The organism is Candidatus Pelagibacter sp. (genome assembly GCF_052049935.1).
Lineage (GTDB): Bacteria > Pseudomonadota > Alphaproteobacteria > Pelagibacterales > Pelagibacteraceae > Pelagibacter.
Window position 1 is genome coordinate 150,831 of the sequence record NZ_JBNGZA010000001.1, and the last position, 24,290, is coordinate 175,120.

General features: G+C 31.3%; 26 protein-coding genes. 7 read left to right on the forward strand and 19 right to left on the reverse strand.

Going from position 1 to position 24,290, the window contains the following annotated elements:
- Positions 1-4: 4 nt before the first annotated feature.
- The 5 genes from ACTT90_RS00700 to ACTT90_RS00720 form a co-directional block, all read right to left on the reverse strand.
- On the reverse strand, positions 5-1,258 hold the full coding sequence (locus ACTT90_RS00700; protein ID WP_440936982.1) for an ABC transporter permease: 1,254 nt from the start codon (positions 1,256-1,258) through the stop codon (positions 5-7).
- 68 nt (positions 1,259-1,326) lie between these two features.
- Positions 1,327-2,454, reverse strand: a complete 1,128-nt coding sequence (locus ACTT90_RS00705) for an extracellular solute-binding protein (protein ID WP_440936983.1) — start codon at positions 2,452-2,454, stop codon at positions 1,327-1,329.
- A gap of 98 nt (positions 2,455-2,552) precedes the next feature.
- Positions 2,553-3,638: an ABC transporter ATP-binding protein gene (locus tag ACTT90_RS00710; RefSeq protein ID WP_440936984.1), complete on the reverse strand. Its 1,086-nt coding sequence runs from the start codon at positions 3,636-3,638 to the stop codon at positions 2,553-2,555.
- A 50-nt stretch (positions 3,639-3,688) separates the two neighbouring features.
- The gene (locus ACTT90_RS00715; RefSeq protein ID WP_440936985.1) at positions 3,689-4,858 is read right to left on the reverse strand and encodes a M24 family metallopeptidase; all 1,170 of its coding nucleotides are present in this window, start codon (positions 4,856-4,858) and stop codon (positions 3,689-3,691) included.
- Between the two features lie 2 nt (positions 4,859-4,860).
- Entirely contained in the window at positions 4,861-5,604 is a 744-nt protein-coding gene (locus tag ACTT90_RS00720; protein ID WP_440936986.1) for a maleate cis-trans isomerase family protein, read from the reverse strand.
- Between the two features lie 53 nt (positions 5,605-5,657).
- Here ACTT90_RS00720 and ACTT90_RS00725 point away from each other — a divergent pair, with 53 nt between their 5' ends.
- Positions 5,658-6,392: a haloacid dehalogenase type II gene (locus ACTT90_RS00725; protein WP_440936987.1), complete on the forward strand. Its 735-nt coding sequence runs from the start codon at positions 5,658-5,660 to the stop codon at positions 6,390-6,392.
- Here the strand turns inward: ACTT90_RS00725 and ACTT90_RS00730 are convergent.
- Positions 6,381-7,406 (reverse strand): D-2-hydroxyacid dehydrogenase, encoded by a 1,026-nt coding sequence (locus tag ACTT90_RS00730; protein ID WP_440936988.1) that lies wholly within the window; start codon positions 7,404-7,406, stop codon positions 6,381-6,383. The two genes, ACTT90_RS00725 and ACTT90_RS00730, sit on opposite strands and share 12 nt — an antisense overlap.
- A 143-nt stretch (positions 7,407-7,549) precedes the next feature.
- Between ACTT90_RS00730 and ACTT90_RS00735 the strand changes: the two genes are divergently transcribed.
- From ACTT90_RS00735 to ACTT90_RS00760, 6 genes are all read left to right on the forward strand, one after another.
- Positions 7,550-8,716, forward strand: coding sequence for an LLM class flavin-dependent oxidoreductase (locus ACTT90_RS00735; protein ID WP_440936989.1), 1,167 nt, complete (start codon positions 7,550-7,552; stop codon positions 8,714-8,716).
- Positions 8,716-9,303 carry an amino acid synthesis family protein gene (locus ACTT90_RS00740; protein WP_440929958.1) on the forward strand — a complete coding sequence of 196 codons (588 nt, stop codon included), beginning with the start codon at positions 8,716-8,718 and terminating at the stop codon, positions 9,301-9,303. The genes ACTT90_RS00735 and ACTT90_RS00740 overlap by 1 nt, the downstream gene beginning before the upstream one ends.
- A gap of 2 nt (positions 9,304-9,305) precedes the next feature.
- Positions 9,306-10,091 carry an alpha/beta fold hydrolase gene (locus ACTT90_RS00745; protein WP_440936990.1) on the forward strand — a complete coding sequence of 262 codons (786 nt, stop codon included), beginning with the start codon at positions 9,306-9,308 and terminating at the stop codon, positions 10,089-10,091.
- The gene (locus ACTT90_RS00750) at positions 10,092-11,573 is read left to right on the forward strand and encodes an aldehyde dehydrogenase (RefSeq protein WP_440936991.1); all 1,482 of its coding nucleotides are present in this window, start codon (positions 10,092-10,094) and stop codon (positions 11,571-11,573) included.
- Positions 11,574-11,577: 4 nt separating this feature from the next.
- A complete protein-coding gene (locus ACTT90_RS00755) occupies positions 11,578-12,435 on the forward strand; it encodes a DMT family transporter (protein ID WP_440936992.1) in 858 nt (285 codons plus the stop codon).
- A gap of 77 nt (positions 12,436-12,512) precedes the next feature.
- Entirely contained in the window at positions 12,513-13,694 is a 1,182-nt protein-coding gene (locus tag ACTT90_RS00760) for an ABC transporter substrate-binding protein (RefSeq protein ID WP_014953572.1), read from the forward strand.
- A 124-nt stretch (positions 13,695-13,818) separates the two neighbouring features.
- Here the strand turns inward: ACTT90_RS00760 and ACTT90_RS00765 are convergent, their stop codons facing one another.
- The 13 genes from ACTT90_RS00765 to ACTT90_RS00825 are packed head-to-tail and all read right to left on the reverse strand — an operon-like array spanning position 13,819 to position 24,262.
- Complete coding sequence (locus ACTT90_RS00765; protein ID WP_440929968.1) at positions 13,819-15,150, reverse strand: branched-chain amino acid ABC transporter permease; 1,332 nt, start codon at positions 15,148-15,150, stop codon at positions 13,819-13,821.
- A gap of 38 nt (positions 15,151-15,188) precedes the next feature.
- The gene (locus ACTT90_RS00770; RefSeq protein WP_440936993.1) at positions 15,189-16,199 is read right to left on the reverse strand and encodes a branched-chain amino acid ABC transporter permease; all 1,011 of its coding nucleotides are present in this window, start codon (positions 16,197-16,199) and stop codon (positions 15,189-15,191) included.
- A 1-nt stretch (position 16,200) separates the two neighbouring features.
- Positions 16,201-16,908 carry an ABC transporter ATP-binding protein gene (locus ACTT90_RS00775; RefSeq protein ID WP_440929963.1) on the reverse strand — a complete coding sequence of 236 codons (708 nt, stop codon included), beginning with the start codon at positions 16,906-16,908 and terminating at the stop codon, positions 16,201-16,203.
- Positions 16,908-17,270 (reverse strand): DUF2306 domain-containing protein, encoded by a 363-nt coding sequence (locus tag ACTT90_RS00780; RefSeq protein ID WP_440936994.1) that lies wholly within the window; start codon positions 17,268-17,270, stop codon positions 16,908-16,910. The genes ACTT90_RS00775 and ACTT90_RS00780 overlap by 1 nt, the downstream gene beginning before the upstream one ends.
- A gap of 1 nt (position 17,271) precedes the next feature.
- Positions 17,272-18,054 (reverse strand): ABC transporter ATP-binding protein, encoded by a 783-nt coding sequence (locus tag ACTT90_RS00785; RefSeq protein ID WP_440929965.1) that lies wholly within the window; start codon positions 18,052-18,054, stop codon positions 17,272-17,274.
- A gap of 3 nt (positions 18,055-18,057) precedes the next feature.
- Positions 18,058-18,825, reverse strand: coding sequence for a pyrroline-5-carboxylate reductase (locus ACTT90_RS00790; protein WP_440936995.1), 768 nt, complete (start codon positions 18,823-18,825; stop codon positions 18,058-18,060).
- Between the two features lie 29 nt (positions 18,826-18,854).
- Complete coding sequence (gene glaH / locus ACTT90_RS00795) at positions 18,855-19,766, reverse strand: glutarate dioxygenase GlaH (protein ID WP_440936996.1); 912 nt, start codon at positions 19,764-19,766, stop codon at positions 18,855-18,857.
- 8 nt (positions 19,767-19,774) lie between these two features.
- Positions 19,775-20,104, reverse strand: a complete 330-nt coding sequence (locus tag ACTT90_RS00800; RefSeq protein WP_440936997.1) for an AzlD domain-containing protein — start codon at positions 20,102-20,104, stop codon at positions 19,775-19,777.
- A complete protein-coding gene (locus ACTT90_RS00805) occupies positions 20,091-20,798 on the reverse strand; it encodes an AzlC family ABC transporter permease (RefSeq protein ID WP_440936998.1) in 708 nt (235 codons plus the stop codon). The genes ACTT90_RS00800 and ACTT90_RS00805 overlap by 14 nt, the downstream gene beginning before the upstream one ends.
- Entirely contained in the window at positions 20,798-21,583 is a 786-nt protein-coding gene (locus ACTT90_RS00810; RefSeq protein WP_440936999.1) for an ABC transporter ATP-binding protein, read from the reverse strand. The genes ACTT90_RS00805 and ACTT90_RS00810 overlap by 1 nt, the downstream gene beginning before the upstream one ends.
- The gene (locus tag ACTT90_RS00815) at positions 21,583-22,323 is read right to left on the reverse strand and encodes an ABC transporter ATP-binding protein (RefSeq protein WP_440937000.1); all 741 of its coding nucleotides are present in this window, start codon (positions 22,321-22,323) and stop codon (positions 21,583-21,585) included. The genes ACTT90_RS00810 and ACTT90_RS00815 overlap by 1 nt, the downstream gene beginning before the upstream one ends.
- Positions 22,320-23,369 carry a branched-chain amino acid ABC transporter permease gene (locus tag ACTT90_RS00820; RefSeq protein WP_440937001.1) on the reverse strand — a complete coding sequence of 350 codons (1,050 nt, stop codon included), beginning with the start codon at positions 23,367-23,369 and terminating at the stop codon, positions 22,320-22,322. The genes ACTT90_RS00815 and ACTT90_RS00820 overlap by 4 nt, the downstream gene beginning before the upstream one ends.
- Positions 23,369-24,262, reverse strand: coding sequence for a branched-chain amino acid ABC transporter permease (locus ACTT90_RS00825; RefSeq protein ID WP_440937002.1), 894 nt, complete (start codon positions 24,260-24,262; stop codon positions 23,369-23,371). Before ACTT90_RS00825 ends, ACTT90_RS00820 begins: the two co-directional genes overlap by 1 nt.
- Positions 24,263-24,290: the final 28 nt, after the last annotated feature.

The window sequence follows — 24,290 nt, forward strand, 5'->3', positions numbered from 1 at the left end:
TTATTTATCCTAATTTAATATTATCAATTCCAACTATTTTATTATACAGCCAGTAAATAGCTAAAACTCCAGCTAACAACATCAATCCCATTGCAGAGGCAAAACTCCAATCGAGTGTACTCTTCATATGAAAAGCAATTTGATTACTTATTAAAGTACCAGATGCACCACCAACTAAAGCTGGCGTTATGTAATATCCAATCGCTAAAATAAACACCAATAAACATCCTGCTCCAATTCCTGGGATTGTTAAAGGAAAGTACACTTTCCAGAATGCTACAAAAGGTGTTCCACCTAATGATTTTCCAGCTCTCATTAAACTTGGTGAGATAGTTTTCATCACACTATAAAGTGGTAAAACCATAAATGGCAGTAAGATTTGTGTCATTGCAACATAACTTCCTGTTTTATTGTACATCATTTCAGGTCTGTTATCGTCATCCACCAGTCCTATTCCAACAAAGAAGTCATTTACTACTCCTTGTTGTTGTAACAAAATCATCCAACTGGCTGTTCTTACAAGTAGTGATGTCCAAAACGGAAGCAGTACGCAGATCATCAGCAAGTTACTGTACTTCATTGGTAAAGTAGCTAGCAAATGAGCTATAGGGTAAGCCATTAAGAAACAAAATACTGTTACAAAAAAAGCAATTTCTAAAGTTCTTAACCACAAAACTCTATGAATTCTTCTATCTTCTTCAACACTTACAATTTTTCCTTCTTCATTTCTATACATATCCATAGCTTTTAGATATTTTTGATTTGTAACTTCTGGTGCTCTTCTTTTGATTGCTCTCCAGTAATCTACATCAGCCCATCTTTTATGAACTGACATTATTTGTTCTTTATAGTTTCCTTCTTCAAATTTTTTGGAGGCTCTTCTTAATTTTTTAATAATACTTTTAAATCCATTTTTCGTGTAATTAAGTTGTGTAGATAATTTACCTTCACGTTTTTCATCAACTAATTTTATAAAATCTTCATGAAAGGCAGCAAAAACTTCTTCATCAGGTAACTCTTGACCATCCCATGTTTCCATAGCTTTAAAAGTTTTTGGAAGCATTTGTGTTACCATTTTATCATCAACACTTCTCAACAACATGTCACCTATTGGAAAAACATAAGTGATTATTAAAAAGAATAATAAAGGAGCAACAAGTAAAAAAGCTTTTATCTTATTTTTTCTTTCAGCTTTTTTTAAACTTACTTCTAACGGTATACCGTCTGTTGTTAAAATTTTATTTGTTTCTGAGCTCATAAATAAAAAGGGCGGTTATAAAACCGCCCTTTAATTATATTATAAATTTAAGTTCTATAAAACCTAAATTACAGACCAGCTTTCATTGCTTCCCATTTTTCACCAAGCTCTGTGCCGTTGTCAGCCCAGTAAATTGGATCAACTAAGAAGTAATTTTTAGTGTTCTGTGGTGCAGTAGGCATTTGTGGTACCATGTTTGTCTTACCATCTTTGTACCATGGCTCTCCTGCTTCCATAATTGCTATAGATGATTTTCTCCAAGGAGCATATGCAATATATTTTGCACTACCAGCTAACATCTCTGTGCTAGTCATCATAGCTAAAGCTTTCTTAGCCATACCATTTGCATCGTTAGGTCCGCCTTTAACTTGTACGAAATATTCGTAGTCAAGACCTTGAGCATCCCAAACTTGTTTGATTGGTGCACCTTCTCCAACTTCAGCGTTGAAGAATCTACCATTCCAACCAGTTGCCATTACTACTTCACCAGAAACTAGTAATTCAGGTGGTTGAGCACCAGCAGACCAGAATACACATCCACCCTTAGGGTCTGTGCAAAGTTCTTTGATCTTGTTCATTGCTCTTTCAACACCTTTATCTGTGCTTAATTCTTCATAGATGTTAGCGCCACCTTTTCCTGGTTTAACACCATCTGCTGCTAAAGCGATCTCTAAGTTAGTTAAAGCGCTTTTGTAGATAGCTCTTTTTCCAGGGAATTTTTTAGTATTGAAGAAATCTCCGATAGTCTTTGGAGTACCTTTAACATTCTCAGTGTTATAAGCGTAGTTCCAAGAGTATAGGATGTTTCCTACAGCACACTTACTTGGCATTGCAGTAAAGAAATCTTTACTTGCAGGAGTTCCATCTGGAGCTGCTGGGAAGTCTTTGTCAAAATCGAATTCAACAAATAAACCTTCGTCACATCCATTGATAGTATCCATTGCAAATACGTCGATTATATCCCACGTAATTTTGCCAGCTTCTTTTTGTGCTTTGATTTCTGATAATCCACCTGAATAGTCAACCCAAGCAATGTTAATGCCAAGTTTTTTAGCAGTTGGATCACCATAACCTAACTTTTGAGACTCAGTGTAAGCTCCACCCCATGATACAGCTGTTACAGTTGTAGCGAAAGCTGAAGTAGTTACAGAAAGTACAAAAGAAAGTGCTAGTAATATCTTACTAATTGTTTTCATTTTTCCTCCGTTTAAACGTTTAAAAACAAAATTAAAACAATTTCAAAGAGAAGTGTCAACAGCCCTTTTTGGCTAATTGTTAACAATATATAGTATGTTTATTTTGGGTCTAACGCTCTAGCGTCTTCACTATTCCAACCGATCTTAATCTCATTCCCAAGTTTGATATCAAGATTAGATGATGAATTTGGAACCTTAAGAATAAATTCTGGATTACCTAAAAGATTAATTCTTACTCTAGTATGGTCTCCATGGTAAATAACTTCCTCAATTTTACCATTATGAACATTATCCATCTTATCAGAAGGATTAATCAAAGCTCTTTCTGGTCTTAATGAAACAGTAGTTCTGTCACCTTTTGATTTCACTGAAATTGGATTAGCTAGGATTTCTGCATTATTTAGTTTAACTTTACATTTATCTTCAGAAATATCTGAGACTTCACCTGCAAAAGTATTGTTCTCTCCAATAAATTCTGCAACAAAAGAGTTCACAGGTTTTTCATATAACTCATCAGGACTTGATAACTGTTGAACTTTACCATCATTAAAAACTGCAATCCTGTTTGACATTGTTAATGCTTCGCTTTGATCATGTGTCACGTAAACAACTGTTACTCCAATGCTCTCGTGAATATGCTTAATTTCATATTGCATGCTCTCTCTTAAATTTTTATCTAATGCACCAAGAGGTTCGTCCATAAGTACAAGCTGAGGATCAAAAACTAATGATCTTGCAACAGCTACCCTTTGTTGTTGACCACCCGATAATTGTCCTGGCATTCTGGATGCAAAGCCTTGTAGAGAAACCATTGATAAAGCTTTATCAATTTTTTTATCTGCTTCATCCTTTGGAATTTTTCTTACTCTTAAAGGGAATGCTAAGTTTTCATAAACAGTCATGTGAGGAAACAATGCATAATTTTGAAACACCATTCCAATTCCTCTTTTGTGTGGAGGTATACTTGAGATACCTTTTCCATCTAAATAAATTTCTCCATTAGTTGGAGTTTCAAATCCAGCCAACATCATCAAGCAAGTTGTTTTACCAGAACCAGATGGCCCAAGCATTGTTATAAACTCACCTTCAGCGATATCTAAATTAAGACCTTTTACTACTAAGACTTTACCGTCATAGCTTTTGTCTACATTTTCAAATTTGACGAATTCTTTGTTACTACCCATAAAACAGAACACTTTAAAACATGCGTGAGAATAAATTTCAACCCCTAACTTTAACTCTTTATTCTAAGTTCTTTGGGAAAATCATAAAATAATTCTGCACCTTTGTCAGTGACTCTAATCGATTCAGAGGCTTCCACTCCCCAATCCCCAAATTGCATTACTGCTATCATATGAAAAGTTACATTAGGTTTTAGCTCAGTCATATCTCCTTTAGAAATATTTAAAGTATGTTCTCCCCAATCTGGTGGATAACCAATACCGATTGAATATCCTGTCCTCGATGTTTTTTCGATACCATACTTATCTAATATTTTCCAAAAAGCTTGCGCAACATCATCTGCTGTATTTCCTGCTTTAGTTGCATCAATGCCTGCTTGTAATGCTTCAATTGTTTTATTCATCGTATCAATTTTTAATTGATCTGGCTTACCTAACAAAACAGTTCTAGCCATTGGACAATGGTATTTTTTGTGTGTCCCAGCTATTTCAATGATAGTAGCTTCTCCCTTTACAAATTTATCTTCTGTCCATGTTAAATGAGAAGCTGATGTTCCTTTGCCCGTTGGTAGCATTGGAACAATTGATGCATAATCACCGCCAAACTCTGGTGTACCCTTAATTAATGTTGAATATATTTGAGAAACAGCATCACATTGTCTAACACCCGGATTGATTGCTTCTATTGCTTTTTCCATTCCTAGTTTTGTAATTTCAGCTGCAGACTTCATTAATTTTATTTCAGCATCAGATTTAACTACTCTCACCCAATTAACTAATCTTTCACAGTCTTTAATCTTAGCATTTGGTAAACCATTTTTTATTTTCTCATAACAATAAGCTGTAAAATAATGACTATCCATCTCTAGACCAATTAAAAGCTTATCCCATTTCTTTTCTTTAATTAGATCAACTAATGCATCGTATGGATGTAATGGCCAAGTATGAATATATTTTTCATTATATTTAATTATATTTTCATCTTTCAAATATGTTTTTATATAAGCGCCTCCAGCATCTTGATCCCTTACAAAACAAATAGGTTCATCACAATTAACATGAACAATTACACATTGTGCATAATAGAAAGACCATGCATCATAACCCGTTAGATAATTCATATTGGATGGGTCTTGAGAAATTAAAAGTTCAATGCCTTTATCCTGCATTAATGATTGGACTTTTTTTAATCTATTTTTGTATTCTTCTTTTGTAAAATTCATGTTTAATTTTTAAATAATCTTCCAAATCCTTCAATATTATAATTTGAATTAATAAGTTCTAAACAATCCCAAATCAAAGCTTGGTTACTAGATATAACAGGTTTGTTTAATTCTTTTTCTAAGTCATTAATTAATGAGAGCACTGGTAAAGCAGTGCATGATACAAATAGCGCATCACTTTTTGACAAATCAATTTTTTTTAAAACACTAAATAGATGATTGGAATCTACTTTTCCAATATCTAGATCTGAAGCTATATCAAAATAATTCATATCATTTATTTTAAAATTTTCTTTATTAAAAAATTCAACAACAGAGTCATTTATTTCAGATGTATAAGGAGTGAAGATTGACAAATTTTTTATACCTAGTTTTTTCATTCCTTTTATTGCTGCGGTAATTGGTGTTGATACTTTTGTATTTGGTTTTGCCTTATTTACTTTTTCAAAAATTGAATCATAACCTGCAGCTATCGAACCAGATGTGCACCCATAAGCTACACAATCTAATTTCTGATCAGGTAAAATTTCTTTTGTAACATCTGTAATATCATCAGCCATTTTTTTTAAGGTTTCATTTGTAAGTGGATTATAGCATTTAATTCGATTACAAAATAAATCTATATTTTTTCCATAAATTACATTATTGAAATCTTTTTCAATTCGAAAATCGCTCGCTAATGTTATTAACCCAATTCTTGGATAGGGTTTTGAATTAAATTTTGGATCTATTTTATTAAGTTCCATAGATGAATACTATTATTATTGATTTTAATTTCCAATAAAATAAATAAGAGATCATGAATTATGAAGATTTCAAATTTTTAAGTTTTGATTGTTACGGAACTTTAATTGATTGGGAATCTGGAATTTGGAATGCATTTCAACCAGTTATACTCTTTAATAGTAGAAATGATTTGACTAGAGAAAAAGTTTTAAGAAATTTTGCATTATTAGAATCGGATCAACAAAAACAAACTCCATCAATGTTGTATTCTGAAATCTTATTAAATGTTCATAAAAAATTTACTAAAGAAAATGAATTAAAAACAACAGAGGAGCTTGATAAAAACTTTGGTAACTCAGTTCCTTTTTGGCCAGCATTTGCTGATAGTGCGGATGCATTGAGATTACTTAAATCAAAATTTAAATTAGTAATCCTTTCAAATGTAAATGTGAGTGGCTTTACTGCTTCTAATAGATGGTTAGGAGTTGAATTTGATGAAATTTATACTGCAGAACATGTTGGATCTTACAAACCAAATCCAAGTAACTTTGAATATATGTTTGATAATTTAAAAAAAGCACATGGTGCTGAAAAAAAAGATATTCTTCATGTTGCTCAAAGTCTTTTTCATGATCATGTACCAGCAAAAGAATTTAACATGAGCACTGTATGGATTGATCGACAAAATCTAAGTAAAGGTGGTAATTGGGGTGCTACTAAAGTTGTTGAAAACCAACCTAATCCAGATGTTATTTTTGAAGATTTAATTTCTTTTGCTAATAAAGCTATAAGCTATTCAATAACCTAGTTTTTTATCAATTAAATTATTTAACTCTTTATTTTCCAAAAATAACTTCAGATTTTCAAAAAAAATATCTAAAACCATTTCTACATAATTTCCCTCACTATCAGAAGAAACATGAGGGGTAATTATCAAATTAGGTGTATCCCAAAGCTCAGACTCTTTGGGTATAGGTTCTTGAGAAAACACATCCAGTATCGCACCAGCTATTTCATTATTTTTTAATTTCTCACACAAAGTTTTATAATCTAAAACTGTTTCTCTTCCTATATTCACTATTCCACAAGAAGGTTTTAACATATCTAATCTTTTTTTATCTATCAGACCTATCGTTTCATTTGTTTGTGGAACAGCTAAATAAAGAAAATCAGCTACAGGTAAAACTTCATCTATTTTGTCGAAAGTAATCACTTTAGAACATCCATCTACAGATCTACCTTTTCTATTAACTCCTATTACATCAACATCTAATTTTGCAATATGTTTGATCATTGATCCACCAAGAGAACCTGTTCCAACTACAATAACTTTTTTTCCCGCTATTGGTTTACTGAGCAAAGATATGAATTCCTTATTTTTTTGATTTGTAACAATTTTTGTTATGTGGCTTTGAAGCATCAAGATACTCATCAAACCAAATTCTCCTGCTTTTTTTGCATGCACTCCACTGCTGTTTGTTAAAACACATTTTTCACTCATCCAGTCAAAAGGATATAAATGATTTACGCCGGCTGAAATAACATGAATCCATTTCAAATTTGGAGCAATATTTTTTATCTCTTTTGTTGGAAAGTTCCATCCTAATAAAATATTGGAATTACTTAATGATGATTCAAAATTATCATCATCCCAATCAATTAAATATTCTATTTTATCTTTAACCTCAGGAAATACCTTTAATTTTTTTTCAAAAATTTCTTTTGTAATTGTATTATTTATTTCACCTTCTAAATCACATGGTAACGAACCAGCTTTCCAGTGATTATTTCTTATGTGAATCTTAATTTTTTTGTCTGTCAAATAGTTCTCACTTTTTTATTTCATATATTCTTAAATTATTATAAAGTCTAATTAAAGAAGACACATAACTCGTCGTGTAATTTTTGTTTCATTTACGAAAGTGGGATCGGTTTTCTTAAATTTAATTATTTAAGGAGGTTAGGATGAAATTTGGATACTTTTGTAATACCACTAATTGGACAAAAAAACCTTACGAACAATTGCTAAAAGAAGCTCAAGAGATCACAACATATTGTGATGAAAATAATTGGGATTCTATTTGGTATACAGAACATCATTTTAATCATGAAGGAATGGAGTCTTGCACAAATCCTATAATGATGGGTGTTGATGCAGCTGCAAGAACAAAACAAATTAGAATTGGTCAAGCATGTAATGTGATTACTTTTCATAATCCAATAAGACTAGCTGAAGATATAGCTTTACTAGATCAACTTTCAAATGGAAGAGTTGAAGTTGGTATTGGAAGAGGTGTTTATGGAAGAGAAGCAGTAAATATGAATAAAGAGGCTGATTTAAAAGATCAGGCTAAGAATTTTAGATTGTTTGAAGAAACTCTTACAATTATGAAAAAAGCTTGGACAGAAGAATTTTTTAATCATCAAGGAGAGTTTTACACATACCCATCACCAAACTTTGTTTGGCAACATGATATGAGTCCACCAAATGAAAAATTTCTAGATACTAAAACTAATGAGATTAAAAAGATTAGTGTAGTTCCTAAACCAAAACAAAATCCTCACCCACCTATTTGGCAAGTTGTGGATGGTGCAAGATCAATTGAATGGGCCGCACAAAATGGTTTAAATACAATAATGTGGATACCAACAGTAAAAGCTTTAAAGAAAAGATTTGAAATTTATCGAGACGCAAAATCAAAAGCTGAAAATAGAGAAGTGCCTTTAGGTGAAGGAATATCTTTGGTAAGAGACATGTTTGTAGCTGAAACAATGGAAGAGGCTGAAAAAATGGCTGGTGAACATATAATTAATTATATGAAATGGGTTTGTCATTGGAGAGGTCTTGGTAATCACATGGATCCTGGAGAAGAATTACCTGAGACTAAACATAAATTAGATTTACTTAATTATGATTTTTTACATAAAAGAAATCTATTATTTGGTACTCCAGAGTATGTTGTAAATAAAATTAATGAACTTCAATCTGAATTAAATCTTCAAAATTTACAAGTATGGTCAAACTTTCCAGGCATTGATCATAAAGCTTGTATGAGAAGTATAAAATTATTTAATGATGAAGTTATTCCAAAAATTAATTTAGACACCTCAAATCTTGAAAGAGCAAGTTAATGAAACTTGAATTAAGAAAATTTACAAAATTTGTTGATAAAACTTTTATTGAAGGTGGTAAAGAAGCAAAAGAACCTGTCCTTTTAGTTTCAGTTGCAGCTGTATTTAAAAATCCATGGGATGGACAAGGCTTCGTAGAAGATCTAAAGCCTGTTATCTTAGATCTAGCACCAAAGCTAGGTGATCTATTGGTACCAGAATTAATTAAAGAAATTGGATCTCCAGAAAAAATTTTAGCATATGGTAAAGCAGGTATTGTTGGTTTGAATGGTGAAATTGAGCACGCATCAGCATTTATTCACACATTAAGATTTGGAAATAAATTTAGAGATGCAGTTGGTGGCACTTCTTATTTAAGTTTTACTAATACGAGAGGTCCTGCAGGATCAAAAATTTCAATTCCAATGATGCACAAAACAGACTCAGGTCTTAGACCATATTATTTAACTCATGAGTTCACAATACATGATGCTCCATTTGATAACGAAATAGTAATTGCTATAGGAGGTGCATCAACTGGCAGAGCTCATGCTAGAACAGGTGATCGTTATCAAGATATGAAAGAAATGGGATTAGATCCTAAATAAAAATGTCAAAATCTAATTTTGATAATAATCAAAATTATTTCAATTTTATCGATAATAAAACTATTCCTTTAGTTTTTGTTCATGGTGTTGGATTGGATCACAAAATGTGGAATTCTCAAATTAAATCATTCTTAAATTTTTCTACACTTACTTATGATCTATTAGGTCATGGCAAAACAAATTTTGAAAAAGAGAATGTAACCTTGGATGATTTTTCCAATCAATTGTTATCGATTTTAAATTTTTTAAAAATTGAAAAAATAAATTTAGTAGGATTTTCTCTAGGCTCATTAATTGCCTTAGATTTTGCATCAAAATTTGATAAAAAAATTAACTCTCTCACACTAATTGGGACGACCTACAAGAGAACTGATGAACAAAGAAAAATGGTTATTGATAGATATAACCAAGCAAAACTCAACAAACCAATTTCAAAGCAAGCATTAAAAAGGTGGTTTAGTGATAAATATTTAAATGAACATCCTGAAACTTATGATGAATTTATGCAAATTTTAAACAAGAATCCTAATGATCATAAGAATTTTTTAAAATCATATAATTTATTTGCAAATCATGTTGATGACATTGAAAAAATTAAAAAAATTAATTGTAGAACTTTAGTCATGACAGGCTCAAATGATCCTGGATCAACTCCATTAATGTCTAAGGAATTATCTAATGATCTTGCTAATGCAAGATTTATTGAAATTCCTGATGGAAAACATCTTTGTAGTATAGAATGTGCAGATATAGTAAATAAGAATATAAATAAATTTATAGAAAATTAAATGTCAGAAATTCCGCATTTTAAAATGTTCATCAATGGAGAATGGGTAAACTCTTCATCAAATAAAAAAATAGAAACCCTAAATCCAGAAAATAATGAAGTTTGGGCTACAGTACCAGAAGCAAATGAGCAAGATGTTGATCACGCAGTTAAATCTGCTCAAAAAGCATTTGATAATTCTTGGAGCACTTTGCATCCAAGAGAAAGAGCTAAGTATTTAAAATTGATCGCTGATCAATTAAGAAATAACGCTGAACACCTTGGAAAAATTGAGACTGTAGATACTGGCAAGCTTTATAGAGAAACAAAAACTCAAGCTAATTATATAGCTGAATATTATGATTATTTTGCAGGTCTTGCAGATAAAGTTGAAGGGACAGTAGTTCCAATTGATAAACCAGATATGCAAGTAACAACAACTCGTATTCCTATAGGTGTTGTAGCTGCTATTATTCCATGGAATTCTCAAATGCTTTTGACTGCAGTAAAACTAGCACCAGCATTAGCAATGGGAAACACTGTAGTTATAAAAGCCTCTGAACTAGCACCTGTAACTTTGCTAGAGTTTGCAAAACTTGTAGAGAAAACAGGAATACCAAAAGGAGTTATTAATGTAATTACAGGACTCGGTGAACCATGCGGTAAAGCTCTTACGACTCATGATCTGGTAGAAAGAATTGCGTTTACAGGTGGACCTGAAACAGCAAAACATATTGTGAAAAACTCCTCTGAAAATTTATCTCAAGTAAGCTTAGAGTTGGGTGGAAAAAGTCCAGTAGCTGTATTTGATGATGCTGATCAAGAAAATGCTCTTAATGGAATTACCGCAGGTATATTTGGAGCTAGTGGACAAAGTTGTATTGCTGGATCAAGATTGTATCTTCATGAAAAAATTTATGATGAGTTTTTAAATAAATTAATTAATAAAGCAAAAAAAATTAAATTGGGTGGACCTATGGAACCTGATACACAAATGGGTCCTCTTAACAGCTATAAACAATTAGAAACTATTGAAAAAAATATCAAAGCTACAATAGATCAAGGTGGAAAAATAAAATGTGGTGGAGAAAGATCATCAATTTCAAATAAAGGATATTATTTCCCTGCAACGATTATTGAATGTGAAAATCATAATCTCCCTACTGCTGAAAATGAGTTATTTGGACCAATTTTATCTGTTATGAAATTCAAAACTGAAAATGAAGTAATAAAACTTATGAATGATAATAAATATGGATTGTCTTCTGGAGTTTATACTTCAAATTTAGCAAGAAGTATGAGAGTTTCAAAATCAATAAGAGCAGGTATAGTTTTTGTAAATACTTATAGACTTATCTCTCCAATGGCTCCATTTGGTGGAATAAAAGATAGTGGTTACGGAAAAGAAGCAGGAATTGAATCAATTAAAGACTATACAAGAATAAAAACTACTTGGTACAATTCATCTGATAAGCCAATGGCTGATCCATTTACAATGGGATAAAATTTTGCCAATTAAACATCTTTTAATCTTATTGTTTATAATGATTGCGCATGGAAGTGCTTTTCCTGTTGCAAAACTGGCCTTAAATAATTCTGTACCTCCAATATTAATGGCCTCTCTTAGAATGGGATTAGTATTAATTATTTTAATTCCATTTTGGAAATTTAAATTACCTCCAAAGAAATATTTAAACTCTTTACTGATATTTTCTATTTCAATGGGTGTTATGGTTTATGTTTTTATGAATCTTTCGTTATATAATTCCTCAATTATTTCACCTATAATTTTAGGATCTCAGCTAGCAATACCATTTGGAATAATTACAAGTGCAATAATATTAAATGAGAACATTAGTATGAAAAAATGGGTTTTAATTTTTTCTTCATTTATAGGAATATTGATTATTTTTTTTGATCCTGCATTAGTAGATAACTTTTTAGGATTATTTTTTGCAAGTTTAATGGCTCTTTTTTTTGGATTAGCTCAAGTTTATTCGCGACAATTAAAAGAGTTAGATACTAGTATGATTAACGCTTTTACAGGTTTGTTTGGATTTTTTTTATTAATGCTAGTTTCTTTCTTTATTGAAGGAGACACCATGAATAATTTAAAATCAATTAATTTAGATTCATGGTTATTGATATCTTATCAGGCAATTATTGTTTCATTATGTGCGCATTTACTAATGTTTTATCTGTATAAGTTTTACACTGTTGGAAAAATATTTCCGTTCTATTCATTATTTCCCATATTTGGGATTTTGCTCAGTTATCTTATTTTCGGAGAAATTCCTTCTTTTCTATTTGCAATAGGAGGCATTATAGTGATTGCTTCAGTGATTTTACTTCAAAAAGTAAGATAATTTGCTTATTGAATATTTCTAGAAATTAGCTTTAATTTCCTGTTTTTATAAATTGTTAACAATAAAAGAGGACGATAATGAAAAAACTATTAATCGCTGCCTTTATATTTGTATCTACTTTCTCAACAAATGTATTTGCAGAAATCAAAATGGGAATTATTCTTGGATTTACAGGTCCAATTGAATCTCTAACTCCAGCAATGGCAAACTCAGCTGAACTAGCATTTAAAGAAGCTTCAGACTCAGGATCATTGTTAGGTGGTGAAACTATTTCAGTAGTAAGAGCAGACTCAACTTGTGTTGACTCAGCAGCAGCAACAGCAGCAGCTGAAGGTGTTATTTCACAAGGTGTAGCAGCAATTATGGGAGCTGACTGTTCAGGTGTAACAGGTGCTATTGCATCAAACGTTGCAGTACCAAATGGTGTTGTAATGATTTCACCTTCAGCAACTTCTCCAGGATTAACAACTCTTGATGATAAAGGATATTTCTTTAGAACAGCTCCTTCAGATGCAAGAGGTGGTCAAATTCTAGCTGATGTCACTAAAGACAGAAAAATTAAAAGTGTAGCTATTACATATACAAACAATGACTATGGTAAAGGATTAGCAGATGTTTACAAAGCAGCTGTTGAGGCTCATGGCATTAAAGTAACAACTACTACTGCTCACGAAGATGGTAAAGCAGATTACTCATCAGAAGTAGCAACATTAGCTTCTGCTGGTGGAGATGCTGTAGCAGTAATTGGTTACCTAGACCAAGGTGGTAAAGGAATTATCCAAGCATCATTAGACTCTGGTGCATTTGATACATTCATTTTATCAGATGGTATGATTGGGCAATCACTTGTTGATGCTTTTGGAAAAGGATTAAATAAGTCTTTTGGTTCATTACCAGGATCAACTGGAAAAGGTGCAGGAGTATTTGCTAAAGTTGCAAGTGCAGCAGGCATTGACTCTTCAGGACCTTATACTGGTGAATCTTATGATGCAGCAGCTTTAATTGTTTTAGCAATGCAAGCAGGTGGATCAGCTGATAGAGCTTCTATTGCAAAAAATGTAATGGATGTTGCTAACGGTCCAGGAACTAAAATTTATCCAGGCCAACTTAAAAAAGGTTTAGACCTTTTAGCTAAAGGAAAGAAAATTGATTACGAAGGTGCAACTGGTGTTTCATTTACTGATGTAGGTGAAGCAGAAGGTTCTTTCTTAGAGCAAGAAGTAAAAGGTGGAAAATTTAAAACCAAGAAACAAAGATAGTTTTAAAATTTAAATTATTAAAACCCCCTAATTTAATTAGGGGGTTTTTTTTTAAAAGATATATTTATCAGCTATATACAAAAACCAAGCTGCTGCTGCTCCCATTAGAATATATTTCATACAATTATTTTATTTCAATTTTTTCAGGAAGTATACCTCTTGGTCTATACCTCATAATCAATAACAAACCTATTCCCATTAATAAAAACCTAAAGTAAGGAACACTTTCAATTAAATGAGCTTTAATAACATTTGTTTCTGACAAACCAGCTGTAAAGAAATTAATTAAATATAAAGACATAGGTGCTGCCTCAATCCATAAAAACCAGACAACAAAACCACCTAAAATCGCTCCAAAATTATTTCCGCTTCCACCAACAATAACCATGACCCATATTAAAAATGTATATCTCATAGGTCTATAACTTCCTGGAGTAAATAAACCATCTTGTGTTACTAACATTGCACCTGCGATACCAACAATTGCCGAGCCTAAAATAAAAATTAGTAAATGTTCTTTAACAACATTTTTTCCCATCGCATTTGCTGCTTCCTCATTATCCCTGATAGCTCTCATCATTCTTCCCCAAGGTGAGTAAAGAGCTTTTTGAGTTAGTATTAATAAAATTATTACAACTGTTAAAAATAATCCTGAGTAACAAAGTTTTACAAACACTGATGAGCCTTCAATAACCATTTGATTTAAAGCAGCCTGTCTTTCAGCTATATCTGAAATTAAATTTAATTTTCCAGAATTAAATTTTTCAACTAAATTAATAAACCAATCAGTAGACTGTAAATTTACCTCATATGGAACTGGTCTCTTAAGACCTATTACATTTTTTACACCTCGCGTTAACCAATCCTCATGTTTTATTATCGCAATAACAATTTCAGAGATAAGTAAAGTTGCTATAGCTAAATAATCTGCTCTTAAACCTAAAGCAATTTTTCCAACTATGAAAGCTAATCCACCAGCAAATAAAGCTCCAATTACCCATGAAAACATTATTGGTAATCCAAAACCACCAAGAAATCCTGTTATGGCTGGGTCAACAGATTCAATTTTTTCAATTCCTGGCTCCGCAGTAATTCTAATTATTATTACACCTGTTATGATTAATGCGGCAATTCCATAATTTCTTAATTTTGAAGATTCGTAATTTTTTAAAGCAAACCTAATCACCATTATAATTACAATGATTAACCATAAGCACATTAAGATATCAAAACCACCTGCTCTCCATGCTTCTTGCACAGGATCAACAGAAACAATTACAGCAGCCAAACCACCTAAAGCTGCATAACCCATAATTCCAAAGTTAATTAGACCTGCATATCCCCACTGTATGTTTGCACCCATACTCATAACTGCAGAAATTAAACATAAATTAAAAATAGATAGAGCTATGTTCCAAGATTGAAATATTCCAACTAAAATGATTAATCCCATCATTATTGAATAAGCTGCAATAATATTTAGGTGTTTTTTAATCACAATAACCTTCCTTTAAATATTCCTTGAGGTCTATAAAGAAGAACGATGACTAAAATAGAAAAAGATACTGCAAATTTATAATCTGTAGATAATAGTTGAACCAAACCCTCTGGTTCTAAACTTTCAGGCAATATATAAACAAGAAACTTTTTATAAGCATATGTTAAAAATATTTCTGAGAAAGCAATTACATAGCCTCCTAGGAATGCACCAAATGGATTTCCTATACCCCCAACTATAGCTGCAGCAAAAATAGGAAGCATATTATTAAAGTAAGTAAATGGTTTAAAACTTTTATCTAGACCATACAACACTCCACCAATTGTCGCTAATATTCCAGCAATTATCCATGTGACCATTACTATTTTTTTAGGATCAATTCCTGACAATAAAGCAAGATCTTCATTGTCTGAATATGCTCTCATACTTTTTCCAGTTTTTGTTTTATTTAAAAACCAAAATAATGCAGAAACTAAAATAATTGTAACAAAAATAGTAATTACTTGGGTTGATTTGATAGCAAGTCCCTCGTTTAATCCTGTCATTTCTTTAAATTCTCCAGCTTTAATCAAAAATTTTTGTCCATCAAAAAATCTTCTGTCATCTGGCCCTATAATTATTCTTACAAGTGCTTGAGTTAAAAACATTACTCCAATACTGACCATTGCAAATTGAACTGGTGGGCTTTTGTTGGTTCTGTAATATTTGAAAACAAATTTATCTATGAACAACATATAAATAATCATACAAAGAATAGCGAAAGGAATTGCCAATAATGCTGTTGGTAAAAATCCTAAAGAAACACCAAGAGATTGAAAATACCAAGTAAACAAAACTGCGAACATTGTACCAAAAGACATCATGTCTCCAGTAGCAAAATTAGCAAATCTCAATACTCCATAAATCAACGTAACAAATATTGCACCTAAAGCTAATTGTGACCCATACGTCAAAGCTGGCACAAAAATATAATTTAGAAGTAAAACAATTGCGTTTATAAAATCCATATTAACCGCCTAAAAAAGATCTCCTAACTTCAGGATCATTTAATAACTCTTTGCCTGTCCCGTCATGTTTATTTTCACCTGTCACTAAAACGTAACCCCTATCTGAAATATTAAGAGCTTGTTTTGCATTTTGTTCTACCATTAATATTGCAACATTAGTTCTTTTTACTTTTACAATATGATCAAACAATTCATCCATCACAATTGGTGAAACTCCAGCTGTTGGTTCATCTAACATTAAGACACTTGGCCTAATCATTAATGCTCTTCCAAGAGCAACTTGTTGTCTTTGACCCCCAGATAATTCACCAACTAATTGATTTCTTTTTTCTTTTAAAATTGGAAATAAATCATAGATCTCATCAATAATTTGTTGATAATTTTGATCCATTAAAAATGCACCCATTTCTAAATTTTCCTCTACTGTCATCCCTGCAAAAACATTCTTAGTTTGAGGCACAAATGAAATACCTTGTTTAACTCTATCTTGAGGAGATAATTTAGTAATATCTTTACCATCAATTGTAATAGAACCAGACTTTAGATTTAATAAACCTAGCATTGCTTTCATTGCTGTAGATTTTCCTGCACCATTTGGTCCAAGTATAGAAACAATTTCTCCACGATTCACATTTACTGAACAAGAATTGATAATATCTGGCCCATTACCATAGCCACCTGTCATATTATTTCCTTCAAAGTATGCCATTAATATAATCCTAACATTTCAGGTATGTATCTTCCTGGTAACATAGTAAAAATACCAGCTACAGTTAAACCAATAAAATTTCCTACCATAAAAATTTTATGGAGAAGCACTTGTTTTTTTCTAATAAAATAAATTGATAAAGTTAAAGAAATTATTACCCAAATACTTAGTAGGTGTATCCAGCTGTATAAACCATCATTTAATTCTTTAATCCAAAAAGATGAAAATGATACATACATCATCAAAGATATCCAAATCCAACCAATTATTTTGTGAGTTGATCCACCTTTTTTTGACAGAAGATTTTTAATACCAAATCCTACTGCTAAAATTGCTAATATTAAATGTGATGTTATTGTCATTTTAATTATTTTTTAATTTTGATCCTCTTCCTAAATAACTCTCAATTACTTTTTCATCTTTTTTTGCATCTTCTACTGAACCCTCAAATAAAACAGAGCCTTCTGCCATAACTATAACTGGATCACATAATCTACTTATAAAATCCATATCATGTTCAATCATGCAAAAAGTATATCCTTTTTCTTTATTAAGTTTTTCAATAGCTGTGCCTAGATCTTTTAAAAGCGTTCGATTAACACCAGCGCCCACTTCATCTAATAAAACTAATTTTGCATCTACCATCATTGTTCTTCCAAGTTCCAACAATTTCTTTTGTCCTCCAGATAAATTTCCTGCTAACTCATTAGAAAGATGACCTAGATTTAAAAATTCTACAACTTCTTTAGCTTTATTTTTAATTTGCTCTTCTTCATTTTTAACTAATTGAGGTCTTAACATCACGTTGACTAATTTTTCACCTGATTGATTACCAGGCACCATCATCAAATTTTCTAAGACAGAAAGGTTTGTAAACTCATGAGCAATTTGAAATGTTCTTAACAATCCTTTTGAAAAAAGTTCGTAAGATGGAACGTCTGTAATATTTTCATCATTAAACATTACAGTTCCTCCAGATGTCTTTAAATTACCAGCTATTAAATTAAATAAAGTAGTTTTTCCAGAACCATTGGGCCCGATAATGCCAGTGATTGATCCTTTTTTAACTTTTAAACTACAATCTGAAACTGCTGTCAGACCCCCAAAAGTTTTGGTTAAACCATTTATTTCTAAAATGTTTTCCATAAATTATTTGCTTAATCTTTTATGAATACTATTTAAGGTACTTTCTAAAGATTTATACATACCTTTTTTTGTAAGCTCTTTCAAACCTTGTTCATTGAGTCCTTTAGGAGTTTGAGATTCCTTTACAAGATTTCTTAAATCAACTTTAGAATTAACAACTGCATCTTCAGATAAAGCTAAAAACAATGAAGTGATATATTTTTGAGCATCTAATTTATTAATACCTCTTTTTGTTAACCATTCACTCATAGATCTTTGCATATCATAATATGATGCCATCATTCCCGAGATAGCCCAAAAATTAATTGATAATTTTTCATTTTTAATTTCGATAGTTGTTCCAATTTTATCAAAGAAAGATTTAACACTTTTATTTGGAGGACAGATTGGAACTGGACCTTTTTTTAAAGATATAAATGGTAGTGGTATTGCTCTTATAATTGAACATTTTACTTTTATCATTTTTTTCAATTGTGAAAGTGTAATTGTAGAAATGAAACTGATAATTTTTTGAGAAGATTTAAATTTTAAATCTTTAATTATTTGCTCTCCAACTGTTGGAGTAACTGATAAAAAAACCCAATTCACTTTATCAATTATTTCCTGATTATCTTTAGCAATTATTATTTTTTTAAATTTTCTTTTTAATTTTTGAGCTAAACTTTTATTTCTTGGAGAAATATAAATTTTTTTACACTTTATTTTAGACGTGCAAATACCTTGAATTACTGAATAAGCTATTTTACCTGTCCCAATAAATCCTAAATTCATAAAGAGATTAATATAGTGAATTAATTTAATTAATTAATAAAAAAAGAACCTCTAATTCTTAATAGTTCTCTGCTTAATGCTTTGTTTTCTTTGAAAGGTTTTCTTCCATGAAGCCAAAAGTAATTATTCGCAACAATAATAGACCCCACAGGTAATTTTGTAATAATTTTATATCTACTTCCTTCTAAACAATCAGATAATTTTTGTAAAAAAATCCCTTGTTCCATATTTTTAGGTTCTGGAAATTGATCTATATAAGAAATTTGAGGTCGACCTTCACTATCTTCAGAAAAAACTGGGTGCTCAACTTTATAATCAACATTTTTACTTTTTGGAGAGCCCCAAACAAAATCTTGTTTACCTACTGGATCTTTTGAAAGTTCTTCACAAAATTCCCAATCATCTAGATGCAGCATAGCTGTTTCACCGCCTTCAACATTTTCTTCTTCAATTTTAGTCATCAATAACCAATCAGTTACCTCTTTTACATAAGTACCATCAGTGTGTAGATCCATGTTTCTGTATGCTTTTCTTAAATAAGAGTCACTGTTGTCTTCGTGTTTAACATGAAACCTTGCATAATATTTTCCAGCCATTGAGTCAAAATTTGGGTTTCCTATTAAATAAGCAATAGCAGTTGATAATTTAACAAAAAATTTATCATCCAGTTTTGAACCCATATTTTTAGGTGAAATAATAAAACACCCAGTGTTTCTATCTTTTAAAATAAAGTTCATTAATTCACTAAGTTTAGATTGTGTTAAATCATCTAAACTTTTTGCAATTGTAAATCTTGAAAAAGGTTTCAGTTCTAAAGCTGTTAAATCAAATTTATTAAAAGAAAATTGTAGTTTATCTAAGATTTCATCTTCAATTCTAATATTGTAAATTCTATTTGATTTTTCGTGCTGAGATATATCTAGATCTTTAACTTTTTGCATATAATTTATTATATTAAATTATTTAAAACCGACAACATAACAGCTGAAAAAATTGTAGGGATAACTAAGTTTTTTTTAGTTAAAATAAAAATTAAAATACAGCTAATTAATACAAATAATCTTATCAAGAGATCAGAGCCTGATAAAACTCCAGCTGGAAAAATTATCATTCTTCCAAGTAATGCTGCTAGTGTAGAATATGCAACACAATTAAACCACTGAAAAGCTTTTGATTGAACACTTACTTTTTCTGAGGTTATAGCTCCTAAAAATCTTGAGATAAAAGTAGCTAATGAAGTTACAATTATTGCAAATAAAATTAGATCATGATTTTCCATTTTTTTCTCCAAATAAAAATGCAATTGAACCAGCAATTATTCCTGCATATAAAATAGCCCACTCTGTTGAGTATAAATAAATTACAGGTCCCAAAATTGTTCCTCCAATTACTGATATTGATATACTTATATTTTTCATTGCCCCTATCATCATGCAAAAAAAATAAACTGGATTAACTATTGCTAACCCAATCATGATATTTTTATTCAAGTAATCAGCTAAGAGATAACCAATGACAGTAGATATAATTGCTGTTGACCAGGTGCCAACACCTACTCCAATCCAAAAATCAATTCGATATTTTTGCTCAACTTTTTCATAACTTTCTTTTGCTACTAACCAAGATGATACTGCTAAAAAGTGACAAGACAAAAGATATTTCCATCTTGGTTGTGATTTATGAGCCAATAATGGAAACAAAGAAACTGTCATTGGATATAATCTGAAGTTTACAAGCCATACCGCAATAAAAATATTTATAAGAGAAGTTCCTATTAATAATGACTCTGCCATTACCAATTGTCCAGGTAATGCATACGTAAAAATGCTTGAAGCAGCGCTTTGTTGTAGATTAAATCCTGCATCTTTTAGTAATGCTCCTAGAGCAACAAAACAAGCTGCTAAAGAAATTGTTGGGCTTCTTACACCTAGATTTGATTTAAGACCTTTAAAAAAGATTTCGTGGTTAATCATTAACCACCTAGGAATAATCTACCTACGTCTAGATTACTTAATAGTTCATCCCCTTTACCTGCAATAGCAGTTTGACCTGAAACTAAAACATATCCAATGTCAGCAAACTCTAAACCTTTTTTAGCATTTTGTTCTACTAGGATAATTGTTTTCTTTTCATTTTGTTGCAGGTCTCTTAAAATTTCAAATACCATATCAATATACCTTGGCTCCAAACCAATTGATGGTTCATCAACTAATAAAACACTAGGCTTCATAACTAGAGCTCTTGATATCTCCAGCAATCTTCTTTCACCACCTGATAAAACTTTTGCAGGTTGATTTCTTCTATTTCTAAGTCTTTCGTATTTTTCAAATATTTTCTCGGCTTCTTCATAAGACTCTTCTGTTTTGTCTTTGATATAACCACCCATTAAAAGATTTTCTTCAACAGTCATATCTGGAAATACTGAATTATCTTGAAGTATGTATGCAATTCCTACAGACTTTAGTTTTTCTGCAGGTGTTAAATTAGTTATTTCTTTTCCTTCAATTTCAATTTTTCCAGAAAAAATATTTGTAAATCCATAAATTGAGTGAAGTATTGTAGATTTTCCTGCTCCATTAGGACCAATTAAACATAATGATTGAGCCTTACTTACAAAAAGATCTAGATTATGAAGAATTTCCATTTTTCCATAACCTGCATTCAGGCCACTTATTGTTAAATGAACATTACTTGGAGAAAGTTTTTTTAAATCTTCAGGACCTGGGGCTTTCCCTAAAACTTCATACTGATTTCCCATTATTGTACTCCCAGATAAGCATCTATTACTCGCTTATCATTTTTAATTTCATCTGGTGTACCTTTAGCCAACATTTGTCCATGAGCTAAACAATGAATAGTTTGCGCCAATTGCATTATTACTCTCATATTATGTTCAATAACTAAAAGTGTAATTCCAAAGTCTTTATTTACTTTTATTAACCTATCGATGATACCATTTATTAATGTTGGATTAATTCCAGCTGTAGGTTCATCTAACAATAGCATTTCAGGTTCATTCATTAATGCCATTGCTAATTCTAAAAGTTTTTGTTGTCCAAAAGATAAGTCACCAGCTCTTAATTTTCTTTTTTGATAAAGACCAACAAAGTTCAGAAGGTTTTCGGCTTTTTCAGTAAGTTCAGCTGGTACTTTTGAGAAAATTGACATTAAACTTTCATCACTAGCTTTATGGCTGATCAACATATTATCTACACAATTTAATTTGCTGTAAATTCTTGTTTGTTGGAAAGTTCTAAGTAATCCCATTTTAGCAATTACTGGTACAGGTAACTCAGATACCTCTTTACCATTAAACTTTATAGAACCTTGGTCAATTGGGTATGTTCCTACTATTGAATTGAATAGAGTAGTTTTTCCAGAACCATTAGGACCAATTAAACCAACTATTGTTCCTTTCTCAACAGACATTGAGACATCTACGTTAGCTTTAACACCACCAAAAGACTTGCTTACATTGCTAACTTCTAAAATACTCATTTTAATTCTACCTGTGCTTTTCGATCAGCTTCATCAACTACTTCACCAAATCTTTCCGGATATTTTTCTCTTAACCACCCCATAATGCCTTCTGGGAAATAAATTACAATTACTACAATTAAAACTCCTAGTGCCACGTACTGCCAGCCTAAGAAGAAAGTCCAAAAACCTTCTTTAAAAATATGAAATACAGTTGCTCCTATAATTGGACCCCACAAAGTTCCTTTCCCTCCTAATATTGCCATAAGAACCATAAAGACTCCCATTTCTCTTCCATCAAAAGCAACATCAGTTGAGTCTATATAACCAACTAAGCCGCCCATAATTCCGCCAGCAAGACCGCAGAAAAATGCGGATATCATCCATCCTGTAATTTTATATTTCATTGTTTGAATACCCATCGCTTCAGCTTTATCTTCGTTGTCTCTGATGGCATTTAAAACCAATCTAAATCTTGTTGTGTATAAAAATTTAATTGCAATAAATGTTAAAACTAAAAGTCCAAAACTTAGAAAATAGAAAAACTCTCCTCTAGCTTCTGTCGTTCCTATTTCTGGAAAAGGAGGTGTAGTAAAACCTTGACCAGCTCCAATAATTTCTATTCCTCCTGAAATTTCACCAGCCGCAATACCTAAACCTAAAGTACAAATTGCAAAATAATGTCCTCTCAAACCTAAAATTGAATATCCAATAATTCCAGCAACTAAACAAGGAACTAATGCTGCAACTGCTAAGCCTACACCCATTCCTTGAAAGAATTGTTTTGGTGTGTGAACAAAAGTTTTTTCTCCTCCACCCTCAGTCCATTCTGCTAATGGAAAAAACATCCCAACTTGAACTGATGCACATAAATACATTCCAAGCCCATAGAATAAAATATTACCAAATGTATTATAACCCATTTCACCACCTTGAACGTTCCAAGTTGTTGCAAGGACAATTAATATACAAAGTATTGATAACTGAACTTTAAAAGCAGGGAAAACAAATGGAGCTGCTAAACCGAAAATTAAAATTCCTAAATATAATATTAAATTTTTATTCATTATTTTAAGTACTCTCTTTTTCTTGAGAGTTTAAATCTTCTGTAAACTAAAATTAAAACTAATAATAAAAATACAGATCCAATTCTAAATTCGGTTCCTAAAATATAATCTGCAAATTCCTCAAATACACCTAGTCCCATTCCTGACATTGCAACTCCAGGTAAATTTCCTAAACCTGCAACAATAACGATCATGAATGATCTGATTGTATAAGGTAGTCCCATATAAGGATGAATTGTGAAAGTTATTGCAATTAACGCACCTGCGACACCACAAAGTGCAGCATTTATACCAAAAGTGGCTGCATAAACTTTCTCGGTATCTACTCCTAAAATTTTTGCTGCTCTCGCGTTTTGAGCAGTTGCTCTAATTGCTCTACCTAATTTTGATTTTTTCATGTAAAGCACCAAACAAATTGCAAATATAATGCTTATCACAGCAGAAAATATTTTTGAATTTGGTAAAGTTACAGAATTGTCAAATAACATTGTTGTTCCATAATGTGAATTCGCTAAAACCACATCAGCTCCAAATGCAAAGTTCATTAATTGCATCATTAAAATACTAATTCCAAATGTAGCTAAAATTGAAATAAATAAATCTCTATCTACTACTTTATTGATCACAGTTTTATAAATTCCTACTCCAACAAAGTACATTACTATTGGACATATTATTACTCCCCAAGCAGGATGAATTCCCGAGAGATACATAAAGTAAGCTATATACCCACCTAAGATCACAAGATCGCCTTGAGCAATATTAATTATATTCATCACTCCCCATTGAAGAGCCATTCCATATGCTATCAGTGCAAATAAAATTCCTAACAATAATCCATCAAGCGTAGCTTGGACTGTTAACATGGGAGCTTGAAATACTAAAAAATCCATTATGTAAAAAAAATTGTTTTTATACAAA